Here is a 12952-nt window from a genome sequence, read left to right as displayed (position 1 = left end):
GTTAAGCGTCAAACTTTTTGATAATTAGCGTAGCGTTAGTACCACCAAAGCCAAAGCTATTACTCATCAAGGTTTCAAGATTTGCTTCACGCATTTCGGTGACGATATCGAAACCTTCAGCAGCAGGATCTAAGTTATCAACATTGATACTTGGAGCGATAAAGCCGTCCTGTAGCATTAGCAGACAGTAAATCAGCTCTTGTGCGCCAACAGCACCCAAGCTATGGCCTGTCATTGATTTGGTTGAGCTGATAGCAGGTACTTTACTGACGTCATTATCAAATACTTTAGCAATCGCTTTAAGCTCAGTAATATCGCCCAGTGGTGTACTAGTACCATGACTATTGATGTAATCAACACTTTCTAGACCCGCTTCGGCCAAGGCTTGTTGCATACAGCGAACAGCACCTTCACCACTTGGCGCAACCATTTCTGCACCATCAGAGCTGGCACCATAGCCAACAATTTCAGCCAAAATATTGGCACCGCGTGCTTGAGCATGTTCCAGACTCTCTACAACCACCATCGCGCCACCAGCAGCAATCACAAAACCGTCACGGTCTTTGTCATAGGCTCTTGAGGCAAGTTTTGGTGTGTCGTTATACTGAGTACTAACTGCGCCCATTGCATCAAACATACAAGACTGCGTCCAATGCTCAGCTTCACTACCACCAGCCAATATCACATCCGCTTTACCCAGTTGGATAAGCTCAGCAGCATGACCGATACAGTGTGTTGAAGTCGCGCAAGCAGAGGCGAGCGAGTAGGAGACGCCTTGGATTTTTAGACCAGTTGCTAAAGCGGCTGATACCGAGCTGCCCATTGTCTTTGGTACTGCCATTGCGCCGACACCGCGTAGACCTTTTTCGCGCATAGCATCGATAGCATTGACGATATTTTCTGTTGATGCACCGCCCGAGCTTGCCACTACACCCACTCGTGGGTTGTTATTGATAGTATCAAGCGATAGTCCTGAGTGCTCAATCGCATTTAGCGCACTGACGTAAGCATAGAGACTGGCGTCACTAAAGAACCTTTTCAGCTTACGGTCGATACCACTGGTATCAAGTTCTGATTGATTGATGCTACCGCTCACGTGTGATTTAAACTCGTGCTCAGCATAAGAATCGTTAAATGTGATGCCAGACTGACCTTCTTTGAGGGCAGTGGTGACAGTATCTAAATCATGTCCAATACAAGAGACAATCCCTGCTCCAGTAATAACGACGCGGCGCATATGCTATTCCTTATAAGTAACGACTTGCTAGCAGTTGGTTGCAATAATCGTGGTAAATCTATATATGATGTTTAACTATGAGTTAATTCGAGCATTATAATGAAAAAATAGTCTATGTAGATAACGATAGCATGAATTTAGGTAACGAAATTCTGTTAACGGTCTATCAGAGGCAATATAAATTCAGTGTACAATTATGCTCTCAGTTATGGCACATGATAACGTATCAAGCACTGAAAATCTTTGGACAAGTGTAAAATAACGACAAAATAACACTTATGACTGAGTTTTGAGTAAAGAGATGAGACGTAAGCCTAGCTACTGGCTATGGACGGAATTATACTTTAGATACAAAATTTGTGATTCTAATAACATTGTTCGCACTGACACCAGTTACGATAACTGGCTAAAATAATAGATTCATTATTATTAATAATTAACTATCATATTAAAATACAATTATATTAAAAAACCAACTGATCATATTAAGGACATCACGATGGCAAAGCGTAGTACTCTTTCTAAAAGCATCAATACTATTGGCTCTTTTACTCGAAACAATCTAGAGCGCGTAGGGGCGATGATTGACAGCGTAAACGCTAAAACAGGCAAGCCGCGTCAATACAAAGCCGTAGACCTAGGCGATGAAGACTACCAACAAGATTTGTTTCGTGAGCAAACACTAAAGGCTACGCAGCAACTATTAGGACCACGTTTTGCTACTTATGGTAAATATGCCAAGAAAGTCGTGCCGAATAGCTTTTTTCAATCGACAGTTGACGGCGCATTTGCCCAAGTTGCCAACCTCGCCGCCAACTGGAGTCAACTAGACTTACCTAATGAACATCGCTTTGCCAATATTGCTACTTTAGATGACGAAGAGCGTTATGCGCTAGCTACTGATATTGCTAATCAAAACCGCGCGCTTGCAATGATGGGTGGTTTGACGGGTTTAGCAGGTCTACCAGGTTTGCTCGCTGATACACTATGGCTATTACTGGTTTCATTACGTACGGTTTATCAGATTGCTGCTGTATATAATAAGCCGCTGACAGGTAAGCAAGGCGTCAAGATGGCGTACGAACTACTATCAAACGCTGATCTGAGCAAGATGCAAGAAAAACAAGCGCTACTAGCTGGTCTAGGTATTGGTAAAGGTTTGCTTGATAACGCTCAGAGCAACGGATTGCATAGTGAACTTAAAAATCTTGGTTTAAAAAATAAAAATGTAAATTTCTATGCTGCGCAAATAGACAAAGTCGCCAGTCAAGTAGGTGTAGATTTAGATCAGATCAACTTATCATGGATTCGTCGTTTTATTCCTGTCACCGCAGTAGCGATCGGCATGCACTATAACAGCCAATTGATTGATGAAGTTATTGGTGTTGCTCAAGCGACCTTTGCACCAGAAGCAAAATTGGCCAATCGTGCTATTACTGATGACAGCAGTAGTGAGGCTAAAGTAAAAAGGGCTAATACTGATGAGGCGAAGCAAGACACAGAGCGCCAAGAAAAAAGCAGTGATTCAGAAAAAGTCACTGATAAAAAAGAAACTAGTAAAGAAGAAACTAGCAGTAAAAAAGACGCAGACAAGCAAACGTCTGATAAAAAAGCCAAGTAACAGACATATAATTTGCTAATTGAGTTATATATTTATAAGCACAACGGTATTTATCTTAGTTTGATTGAACGATACAACTTGAAAATTAGGATAAATACCACCACTTAGTTACTATCAAGTACCATTTCAATGTTAAACATCTTTTCTTAATGATGCTTGAGCTCGCTTTGTTTACTTTATTTCTTACGCTATTTTTCGGCGAAAAATCTATAAAGTGATACAATGAGAGGCTGAATGCATATCTATCAAATGTTGTAAAGCGAAACCATTCATAAGTGGTTGAAATAGCAGCAACAACTCTTTATAATACACTGTCCTAAAAATGGGTGCCCCGAAATCTGCAATTATTGTCAGATAGATGGTGCATTGGCCCATTTTTTTGTTTTATACCAAACGGGAGAAGGATGCCTTATGGCAACAACTAACCAATTGATTCGTAAAGGTCGCAAAACCATCAAGGAAAAGTCAAAAGTTCCTGCGTTGGAAGCGTGCCCACAGCGTCGCGGTGTATGTACTCGTGTATATACTACCACGCCAAAAAAACCTAACTCTGCCATGCGTAAAGTATGTCGTGTACGTTTGACTTCAGGCTATGAAGTATCAAGCTACATCGGCGGCGAAGGTCATAACCTACAAGAGCACAGTGTTGTTCTAATCCGTGGTGGTCGTGTAAAAGATCTACCAGGTGTACGTTATCACACTGTTCGCGGTGCATTAGATTGCGCAGGCGTTAAAGACCGTAAGCAAGGTCGCTCTAAGTACGGTGCTAAGAAGCCTAAAGTTTAATAACTAAACGTTATTAGATAAGCTTTTTGCACTACCCAATAACTGTGCATGGGTTTGGTGTCAGTAGTAATATCGCTTTTATATAAATATATATCTGGGATTTACTCTTAAAACATACCACCATGCAGTAAGGCTAACTGATAACTCACTGCTATATCCTAATGATAAGTAGTCGATGTTGTGAATGTTAGACACTCCTGAAGATAAGGAAATTTATTATGCCAAGACGTCGCGTCGTTGCTGCCCGTGAGATCCTACCGGATCCTAAGTTTGGTAGCCAAACTGTTGCAAAATTTATCAACCATGTAATGAGTGATGGTAAAAAATCTACTGCTGAGCGTATCGTTTACGGTGCACTTGAGACAGTAAGTGAGAAGCGTAAAGTTGAAGATCCAGTATCTTTCTTCGAAGAAGTGCTAGAAAATGTACGCCCAATGGTAGAAGTAAAAGCTCGCCGCGTTGGCGGTGCAACCTATCAAGTACCAATGGAAGTACGCCCCTCCCGTCGTACTGCATTGGCTATGCGTTGGTTAGCTGAAGCTGCTGCTAAGCGTTCTGAAAAATCAATGGCTTTGCGTTTAGCTGGCGAATTGAATGATGCTGCTGATGGCAAAGGCGCTGCTATGAAAAAGCGTGACGAAGTTCACCGCATGGCAGATGCTAACAAAGCATTCTCTCATTACCGTTTCTAAGCTACTTTTTAATAGTAGCTTGAGATTAGTGGCTCATGCCATTTAATCTTACATTGTTGTTTATTCTATTGATTGCCGCCATCATCATTCGGTCATATATAAATGTTATTTATTGATGACTGAGGTGGCGGACATCTATCCAGATGTCTCTCTTAACAAATACAGTTTTTGCTGGAGAGCATCCCAAATTTGATGCCGCACTATTCTTAGTATTTGCTCTTTTTTTGTCCGTATTAGGCTCAATAATCAGTAAGTAATATTACGAAGCTGAACGCTTTGTCATAGAGTATGAGGTAGAGACACAATACATTATTATATACACGACTTTTCCTAGGAAAACACTATGGCTCGTAAAACTCCCCTAAAACGCTATCGCAATATTGGTATCTCAGCGCACATCGATGCTGGTAAGACAACCACTACAGAGCGTGTTTTATTCTATACCGGTGTTAGCCACAAAATTGGCGAAGTACATGATGGCGCAGCCACTATGGACTGGATGGAGCAAGAACAAGAGCGTGGTATTACTATTACCTCAGCGGCAACAACTTGTTTTTGGTCAGGTATGGCTAAACAGTTTGACGAACACCGTATTAACATCATCGATACCCCAGGTCACGTTGACTTCACGATCGAAGTTGAACGTTCTATGCGTGTACTTGATGGCGCTTGCATGGTTTACTGTGCAGTAGGCGGCGTTCAGCCACAGTCTGAGACCGTATGGCGTCAGGCGAACAAATATAAAGTACCACGTCTTGCATTTGTAAACAAAATGGACCGTGTTGGTGCTGATTTCTATCGTGTTATCGAACAGATCAAAACTCGCTTAGGCGGTAACCCTGTACCATTGGTTATCCCAATCGGTAAAGAAGATGACTTCGAAGGCGTTGTTGATCTAGTAACCATGAAAGCTATCTATTGGGACGAAGCGTCTCAAGGTATGCAATATGATGAGCGCGAAATCCCAACTGAACTACAAGAAAAAGCAGCAGAATACCGCGAGCACCTTGTAGAAAGCGCTGCTGAAGCAAACGAAGAGTTGATGAACGAATACTTAGAAAATGGTGAGTTGACTGTAGAACAAATTCACGGTGCTATTCGTCAGTTAACTATCGATAACGAAATCATCCCGCTTCTTTGTGGTACTGCCTTTAAGAACAAAGGTGTACAGAAGATGCTAGATGCCGTTATTCAGTATCTACCTGCACCAATCGACGTACCTGCTATTAAAGGTATTCTTGATGACAAAGACGAAAGCGAAGGCAGCCGTGAAGCATCAGATGAAGCACCTTTCTCAGCACTAGCGTTCAAAATCATGAATGACAAATTCGTTGGTAACTTAACCTTCGTGCGTGTTTATTCTGGTGTAATGAAGCAGGGTAGCAGTGTTTATAACCCAGTTAAAATGAAGCGTGAGCGTGTTGGCCGTATCGTACAGATGATGGCAAACTCTCAAGAAGAGCTTGCAGAGATTCGTACTGGTGATATCGCAGCTCTAGTCGGCATGAAAGATGTGACTACTGGTGATACGCTATGTGATGAAGACAACGTGATCACTCTTGAGCGTATGGAATTCCCAGATCCAGTTATCTCTCTAGCTGTTGAGCCAAAAACCAAAGCTGACCAAGAAAAAATGTCAATCGCTCTTGGCCGTTTGGCAAAAGAAGATCCATCGTTCCGTGTACACACTGACGAAGAATCTGGTCAGACAATCATCAGTGGTATGGGTGAGCTACATCTAGAGATTCTTGTTGACCGTATGAAGCGTGAATTCAACGTTGAAGCAAACATCGGTGCACCTCAGGTTGCTTATCGTGAGACGATTCGTAACACTGTTGAACAAGAAGGCAAATTCGTACGTCAAACAGGTGGTCGTGGTAAGTTTGGTCACGTTTGGTTACGTCTTGAGCCACTTGATCCAGCTGGCGACACTGAATATGAATTCGCTGAAGAAGTTGTTGGTGGTACTGTACCAAAAGAATTCCACGGTGCTGTTGACAAAGGTATCCAAGAGCGCATGAAAAACGGCGTACTTGCAGGCTACCCAGTAGTTGGCGTAAAAGCGACCTTGTATGATGGTTCTTATCATGACGTTGACTCTGATGAATTGTCATTTAAGATGGCTGGTTCTATGGCCTTCAGAAAAGGTTTCTTAGCAGCTGATCCAGCGCTACTTGAGCCAGTAATGAAAGTAGAAGTTGAAACACCTGAAGACTACATGGGCGACATCATGGGCGATCTTAACCGTCGTCGTGGTTTGGTACAGGGTATGGAAGATCTACCTGGCGGTACTAAACAGATTCGTGCTGAAGTACCATTAGCGGAAATGTTTGGTTATGCCACTCAAATGCGCTCTATGTCACAAGGCCGTGCAACTTACTCAATGGAATTCCAAAAGTACGCTGAGATTCCAAAATCAGTTGCTGCTGAAATCATCTCTAAGTTCAACTCTAAAGATGATGACGAGTAAATAAAGCTTACTGAAAGTGACAATATAGAGTGCGTCTGTGTATTGTCACTAAAGAATACGCCAATAACTTGTTAAAAGACTTGTTATTGGCCGCGATTTTCTTATAATATCTGCACATTAGTATGTGCAACCTTTTAACAATTATCTTAATGTGGTCAAAATCGTCTTAATAATCATATTTATATGAGTTAAGTCTTGAACCCCAAAAAAAGAGGAAATACCCATGGCAAAGGCCAAGTTTGAACGTAACAAGCCACACGTCAACGTCGGTACAATCGGACACGTTGACCATGGTAAAACAACCCTTACCGCTGCAATCGCAACCGTAGCTGCAATCACCTCTGGTGGCGAAGCCAAAGACTACGCGTCTATTGACTCAGCACCAGAAGAAAAAGCACGTGGTATCACAATCAACACCTCACACGTAGAATATGACACAGACAGCCGTCACTACGCACACGTAGATTGCCCAGGTCACGCCGATTATGTTAAAAACATGATCACTGGTGCTGCCCAGATGGACGGCGCAATCCTAGTAGTATCTGCAACTGACGGCCCAATGCCACAGACTCGTGAGCACATCTTGCTTTCACGTCAGGTTGGCGTACCGTACATCATCGTATTCATGAACAAATGTGACATGGTAGATGACGAAGAATTGTTAGAGCTAGTAGAAATGGAAGTTCGTGAACTATTGAACGACTATGACTTCCCAGGCGACGACACGCCTATCGTTAAAGGTTCTGCTACTGAAGCCCTAAAAGGCTCAGAAGAAAAATACGGCCAACCAGCTGTTGTAGAACTACTAAACGTACTAGACACTTATATCCCAGAGCCAGAGCGTGACATCGACAAAGCATTCCTAATGCCAATCGAAGACGTATTCTCAATCTCAGGTCGTGGTACTGTAGTAACAGGCCGTGTTGAATCTGGTATCGTTAAAGTTGGCGACGAGATCGAAATCGTTGGTATCCGTGACACTCAAAAAACCACCTGTACTGGTGTAGAGATGTTCCGTAAACTGCTTGACGAAGGTCGTGCAGGCGAAAACTGTGGCGTACTACTACGTGGTACTAAGCGTGAAGACGTACAACGTGGCCAAGTACTAGCTAAACCAGGTTCAATCACTCCTCATACCAAGTTTGACGCTGAAGTATATGTATTGTCAAAAGAAGAGGGTGGTCGTCACACACCATTCCTAAACGGCTATCGTCCACAGTTCTACTTCCGTACTACTGACGTAACTGGCGCAATCCAATTACAAGATGGTACTGAAATGGTAATGCCTGGTGATAACGTTGAGATGGGCGTAGAGCTTATCCACCCAATCGCTATGGACAAAGGTCTTCGCTTCGCTATTCGTGAAGGCGGCCGTACTGTAGGCGCTGGTGTTGTTGCTAACGTATTGAACTAAGACTTAAGTCTCAGCAATGAGCTTATGAATTAGTCATAAAAAAGGCCATCCTATTTAGGGTGGCCTTTTTTTATTGAGGATAGTGAAGCACGTTCAAAAATAGAATTAGGCTTAGCGCGTATCAATAGATTTGCAATATCCATGACAGAGACAATTATTTGTTAGATAGCATATTGTAATCTACGGCATAGCTTGTTATATTATCGCTGCACTTAACGCTAGCAGCTGTTTTAGATTGCAGCAGTGCAAAATCAGGTAAAATTAATAATTTTACCGTCAAGGGCTTGCATTCTATGCTAAATATTGTATAATGCTGTCCTTTACACCCATAGGCGATTGGCTCAATTGGTAGAGCATCGGTCTCCAAAACCGAGGGTTGTAGGTTCGAGTCCTACATCGCCTGCCATCTTCTTATCACATCTTTGTTGTACCCCACCATCTCCGAAGCGAGTTCTTTATGAGCAATGATCAAGATAACCTCGAGACTAAGTTATCTGATGCCAAGGCGGTTGCTGGTGGAATGCTGTCTAAAAATAAGCATGTTTCAGCTAGCGGTACTACTGCTGTTGAAGTGGCTAAGACTGGCTCAATAAAAGATTTGATTTTGTGGCTACTTGCCGCAGCTGTATTAATCGGTGCGACTTTAGTAAATCAATATTTACCAGGCTATTGGCAACCTGCCAACGACGTCTGGGTACGTATTGGTATTATTGTCGCACTTGTTGTATTTGCATTAGTCTGTTTGGCGTTAACGCATCAAGGCCGTGCTTTTAAAATATTGCTAAAAGACGCTGCCGTTGAGCTTCGCCGAGTGACATGGCCAGGTAAAGACGAAACCTTTCAGTACACATGGCAAGTAATTGTTGTGATTGCGATTGCTGGTTTCTTTATTTGGTTATTGGATAACTTTTTTAATTGGTTCGTTGGTATCTTTATCGGTTGATGGCACGTATTAGTGACTATTAGCGAGACATTTACTTATAACGACTTATTTATAATGATCAGGAGCGTGATATGCGTTGGTATATTGTCCAAGCGTTTTCAGGATATGAAAAACAAGTACAACGTTCATTAACTGATCGTATTAATCGTAGTGACTTTGCTGAGTCATTCGGTGATGTATTGGTTCCTACTGAAGAAGTCGTCGAAATGAAAGACGGCAAAAAACGTAAGAGTGAGCGTAAGTTCTTTCCTGGATATGTATTGATCCAAATGGAAATGAACGACAATACTTGGCACATCGTAAAAGACTGCCCTCGTATTATGGGCTTCATCGGTGGTACGCCTGAGATGCCTGCACCGATTACGCAAGTAGAAGCTGATCGCATTTTAAACCGTTTGAACCAGACTGAAACTGACCCACGTCCTAAGACTCTATTTGAGCCAGGCGAAGAGTTGTTGGTTATCGATGGTCCATTTACTGACTTTAAAGGGTTGGTAGAAAAAGTGGATTATGAGAAGTCTAAGCTACATCTAACGGTAAACGTATTTAATCGACCTACACAGGTTGAGCTTGAATTTAGTAAAGTTGAAAAACTAGACTAAATTAGCAAAAAATTCATCAACCGGGGAGCTGTTAGTCAATTAGGTATATACCACGTTGATTTGGCGCTATTACCCATTTAGGAGAGTATCATGGCTAAGAAGATTGATGGTTACATCAAACTGCAAGTGCCTGCAGGCAAAGCAAATCCTTCACCACCTATTGGTCCAGCTTTGGGTCAAAAAGGCGTGAACATCATGGCGTTCTGTAAAGAATTTAACGCTGCGACCTCAGGCCAAGAGCCAGGTCTACCGATCCCAACTGAGATCACAGTATACAGCGATAAGTCTTTTACCTTCATCATGAAGTCACCACCAGCTGCATACTTGCTACGTAAGGCTGCTGGTATTGCTAAAGGTTCAGGTACACCGAACACTGCTAAAGTTGGTAAAGTTGACCGTGCACAACTAGAAGACATCGTTAAGACTAAGAATGCAGACTTAACTGCAGCTGATCTTGACGCTGCTGTCCGTACCATCGCTGGTACTGCACGTTCAATGGGTATTACCGTGGAGGGTGTATAATGTCTAAGCTAACCAAACGTCAAAAAGAAATTCAAAGCCGTATTGATAACGAAAAACAGTACACTATTGAAGAAGCGGTTCAAATCCTAAACGATTTGCCAACGCTAAAATTCAAAGAGTCTATCGATATCGCAGTAAACTTGGGCGTTGACCCACGTAAATCTGATCAAGTAGTTCGTGGTGCAACCAACCTACCTGCGGGTACTGGTAAAACCAAACGCGTTGCTGTATTTGCTCAAGGCGCTGCTGCTGAAGCCGCTAAAGAAGCTGGTGCAGACATCGTTGGTTTTGAAGACCTAGCAGAGCAAATCAAAGCCGGTAACATGGACTTTGATGTTGTTATCGCAGCTCCAGATGCTATGCGTGTTGTTGGTCAGTTAGGTACTATCCTAGGCCCACGTGGTCTAATGCCTAACCCTAAAGTTGGTACAGTAACGCCGAACGTTGCTGAAGCTGTGACTAATGCGAAAGCTGGTCAGGCTCAGTACCGTGTTGATAAAGCTGGTATCATCCATGCAACTATCGGCCAAGTTGGTTTCACTGCTGATCAAATCGAGCAAAACGCGCAAGCGATTCTTTCTGATCTAAAGCGTGCTAAGCCTGCTACTTCTAAAGGTACTTTCATTAAGAAAATTACCTTGTCTAGCACGATGGGTCCAGGTCTAACGATCGACGCTGTTCCTTATCGTACTGCTAAATAATTAAAGTTTTTATCTTCAAATATTTTGAGTGATAAATACAAACAGTTTTTAAAGAATTAGGTCAGCGTAGTATTTGCTACGCTGTCTAAGACCGTAGGTAGAGAGTAGTTTAGAGTCATAGTTAGCGATCTTCGGATAGTTGTTTATGATGATAAGTCACTTTTGTTAATCGACGACAGATGAAAATCTTAGTTGTCCTACGCAGACGGTGGCCCACACAGTTTAAGACACGAGCGAATAGGGCGATAGGGTTATTTATAATCTTCAAACTATTACTCAACGTCATTCTGATAACGGTGCCGTAATCAGTCGTTACCAGTAGATGCTTTTATTAGTAATTGAATCCACTGGTAATGTGTCGTATCAAGTCAGTCTTAGCTTACAGTTTGAGCGCATAAAAACCTTGTTTTTGGCACTTTTATTATAAGTCGATTGATAAGATTAAAGGAGTCAACTTATGGCATTAACGCTAGAACAAAAACAACAAGTTGTGGCTGAAGTGTCTGAAGTTGCTGCTAATGCTTACTCAGCAGTAGCTGCCGAATATCACGGTATTGGTGTTGCACAGCTTACTAAGCTGCGCGAACAAGCTCGTGATAAAGGCGTTGTTTTGAAAGTGGTAAAAAATACACTAGCAAAACGCGCTTTCGAAGGCACTAAGTTTGAGAGCATGTCAGACCGTATGACTGGTCCACTACTTTTGGCTTTCTCTATGGAAGATTTGGGATCTGCTGCTCGAGTCGTTTTCGACTTCAGCAAAGATAACAAAGCTTTAGAGACCAAATTAGTATCAGTCGGTGGTGAAGTTTATGGTCCAGAAGAGCTAGAGCGCGTATCGAAGCTACCAACTCGCGACGAAGCAATCTCTATCTTGATGGCTACTATGAATGCACCAGTGACCAAGCTTGTCCAGACTATGAACGCTGTTCCTGGCAAGTTCGTTCGCACTGTAGCGGCAATCAAAGACGCAAAAGAAGCTGCTTAATTGCTTGTTTTAACGTAACTTTAACATCGCTAATTTTGGTTGCACTTTATTGTCACATTAGGCAAGCAATCAAGGCGATATTAGAATCAATTAATTTTTATCAGATAACGGAGAGTTCTCATGGCACTATCTAAAGATGACGTGTTAAATGCAATCGCTGAAATGTCAGTAATGGATATCGTTGAGTTAATCAGCGACATGGAAGAAAAATTCGGCGTAACAGCTGCTGTTGCTGCTGCACCTGCTGCTGCTGGTCCTGCTGCTGCTGCTGCTGAAGAAAAAGACGAGTTTGACGTAGTTCTTGCTAGCTTTGGCGAGAAGAAAGTTGGCGTAATTAAAGCCGTACGTGAAGCTACTGGTCTTGGCCTAAAAGAAGCGAAAGATTTGGTTGAAAGCGCTCCAGCTCCAATCAAAGAAGGCGCATCTAAAGCTGAAGCTGAAGAGTTGAAAAAGAAACTTGAAGAAGCTGGTGCAACTGTTGAACTAAAATAAGTTTAACACTGTACGAAAAAAAGCTGGTAATGCCTTGCATTGCCAGCTTTTTTTTACTATAATTCGTAGCTTGACCTTTTGTGTCTGCCAACATACGTATGCAACATCACGGTGGATACCCATCAAAAGGACAGACGATATACATGCAAGCACACATGCCAGTTTTTGAAATCAGTTAATATGAGCTAAACGTCTGTAGATGTTTGGCATTTTTTTGTGTCTGCATGCTTTCCTATCAACACTATAGTTTATACTGATTCTAAAAGTTATAGTTACCCCGATTATTAATCCTGAAAAAAGCGGTATTCTTAAAAAAGCTGTTGATCATAAGTTGCCTACTTGGTGTGGCATGACTGTCGATATTCAGTCCCATAGACAGTTTGTATGTGTAGGGAACATAGTTCGGTAATAAGTAGTCTAGATGGCAGGTAGTATGGATGCAATCTTAATAGACATTATTTCCCAGCAATGTATTTGTAAAGTAAGC

Annotated in this window: 12 protein-coding genes and 1 tRNA gene; 12 read left to right on the top strand and 1 reads right to left on the bottom strand. The window is 42.2% G+C overall.

Features of this window, described 5'->3' with window-relative positions; translation table 11 throughout:
* Window position 1: 1 nt before the first annotated feature.
* On the bottom strand, window positions 2-1237 hold the full coding sequence (locus ACIGBM_RS11310; protein WP_102091614.1) for a beta-ketoacyl-ACP synthase II: 1236 nt from the start codon (window positions 1235-1237) through the stop codon (window positions 2-4).
* A 499-nt stretch (window positions 1238-1736) separates the two neighbouring features.
* Here ACIGBM_RS11310 and ACIGBM_RS11305 point away from each other — a divergent pair, with 499 nt between their 5' ends.
* The 12 genes from ACIGBM_RS11305 to rplL all read left to right on the top strand — a co-directional run bounded on the left by ACIGBM_RS11305 (window position 1737) and on the right by rplL (window position 12465).
* On the top strand, window positions 1737-2858 hold the full coding sequence (locus tag ACIGBM_RS11305) for an EcsC family protein (RefSeq protein ID WP_397477807.1): 1122 nt from the start codon (window positions 1737-1739) through the stop codon (window positions 2856-2858).
* Window positions 2859-3269: 411 nt separating this feature from the next.
* Window positions 3270-3644 carry a 30S ribosomal protein S12 gene (gene rpsL / locus ACIGBM_RS11300; protein ID WP_011281154.1) on the top strand — a complete coding sequence of 125 codons (375 nt, stop codon included), beginning with the start codon at window positions 3270-3272 and terminating at the stop codon, window positions 3642-3644.
* A 218-nt stretch (window positions 3645-3862) separates the two neighbouring features.
* Window positions 3863-4336, top strand: a complete 474-nt coding sequence (gene rpsG, locus ACIGBM_RS11295; protein ID WP_057761735.1) for a 30S ribosomal protein S7 — start codon at window positions 3863-3865, stop codon at window positions 4334-4336.
* A 343-nt stretch (window positions 4337-4679) separates the two neighbouring features.
* Complete coding sequence (gene fusA / locus ACIGBM_RS11290) at window positions 4680-6806, top strand: elongation factor G (RefSeq protein WP_057761733.1); 2127 nt, start codon at window positions 4680-4682, stop codon at window positions 6804-6806.
* 223 nt (window positions 6807-7029) lie between these two features.
* Window positions 7030-8220 (top strand): elongation factor Tu, encoded by a 1191-nt coding sequence (gene tuf / locus ACIGBM_RS11285; RefSeq protein ID WP_057758488.1) that lies wholly within the window; start codon window positions 7030-7032, stop codon window positions 8218-8220.
* Between the two features lie 330 nt (window positions 8221-8550).
* Window positions 8551-8626: transfer RNA gene (locus ACIGBM_RS11280), tRNA-Trp, on the top strand.
* A gap of 51 nt (window positions 8627-8677) precedes the next feature.
* Window positions 8678-9163 carry a preprotein translocase subunit SecE gene (gene secE, locus ACIGBM_RS11275; RefSeq protein ID WP_057761731.1) on the top strand — a complete coding sequence of 162 codons (486 nt, stop codon included), beginning with the start codon at window positions 8678-8680 and terminating at the stop codon, window positions 9161-9163.
* 71 nt (window positions 9164-9234) lie between these two features.
* Window positions 9235-9765, top strand: a complete 531-nt coding sequence (gene nusG, locus ACIGBM_RS11270; RefSeq protein ID WP_057761729.1) for a transcription termination/antitermination protein NusG — start codon at window positions 9235-9237, stop codon at window positions 9763-9765.
* A gap of 90 nt (window positions 9766-9855) precedes the next feature.
* On the top strand, window positions 9856-10287 hold the full coding sequence (gene rplK / locus ACIGBM_RS11265) for a 50S ribosomal protein L11 (protein ID WP_057761727.1): 432 nt from the start codon (window positions 9856-9858) through the stop codon (window positions 10285-10287).
* Complete coding sequence (gene rplA, locus ACIGBM_RS11260; RefSeq protein ID WP_397477806.1) at window positions 10287-10988, top strand: 50S ribosomal protein L1; 702 nt, start codon at window positions 10287-10289, stop codon at window positions 10986-10988. Before rplK ends, rplA begins: the two co-directional genes overlap by 1 nt.
* A gap of 457 nt (window positions 10989-11445) precedes the next feature.
* Window positions 11446-11973, top strand: a complete 528-nt coding sequence (rplJ, locus tag ACIGBM_RS11255; protein WP_057761724.1) for a 50S ribosomal protein L10 — start codon at window positions 11446-11448, stop codon at window positions 11971-11973.
* A gap of 120 nt (window positions 11974-12093) precedes the next feature.
* On the top strand, window positions 12094-12465 hold the full coding sequence (gene rplL, locus ACIGBM_RS11250; RefSeq protein WP_057761722.1) for a 50S ribosomal protein L7/L12: 372 nt from the start codon (window positions 12094-12096) through the stop codon (window positions 12463-12465).
* Window positions 12466-12952: the final 487 nt, after the last annotated feature.

Source organism: Psychrobacter sp. NPDC077938 (genome assembly GCF_044542635.1).
In the GTDB taxonomy this organism is placed as follows: Bacteria; Pseudomonadota; Gammaproteobacteria; order Pseudomonadales; family Moraxellaceae; genus Psychrobacter.
Note: the sequence above shows the minus strand (reverse complement) of the source record. Positions and strands in the feature narration are given on the sequence as shown.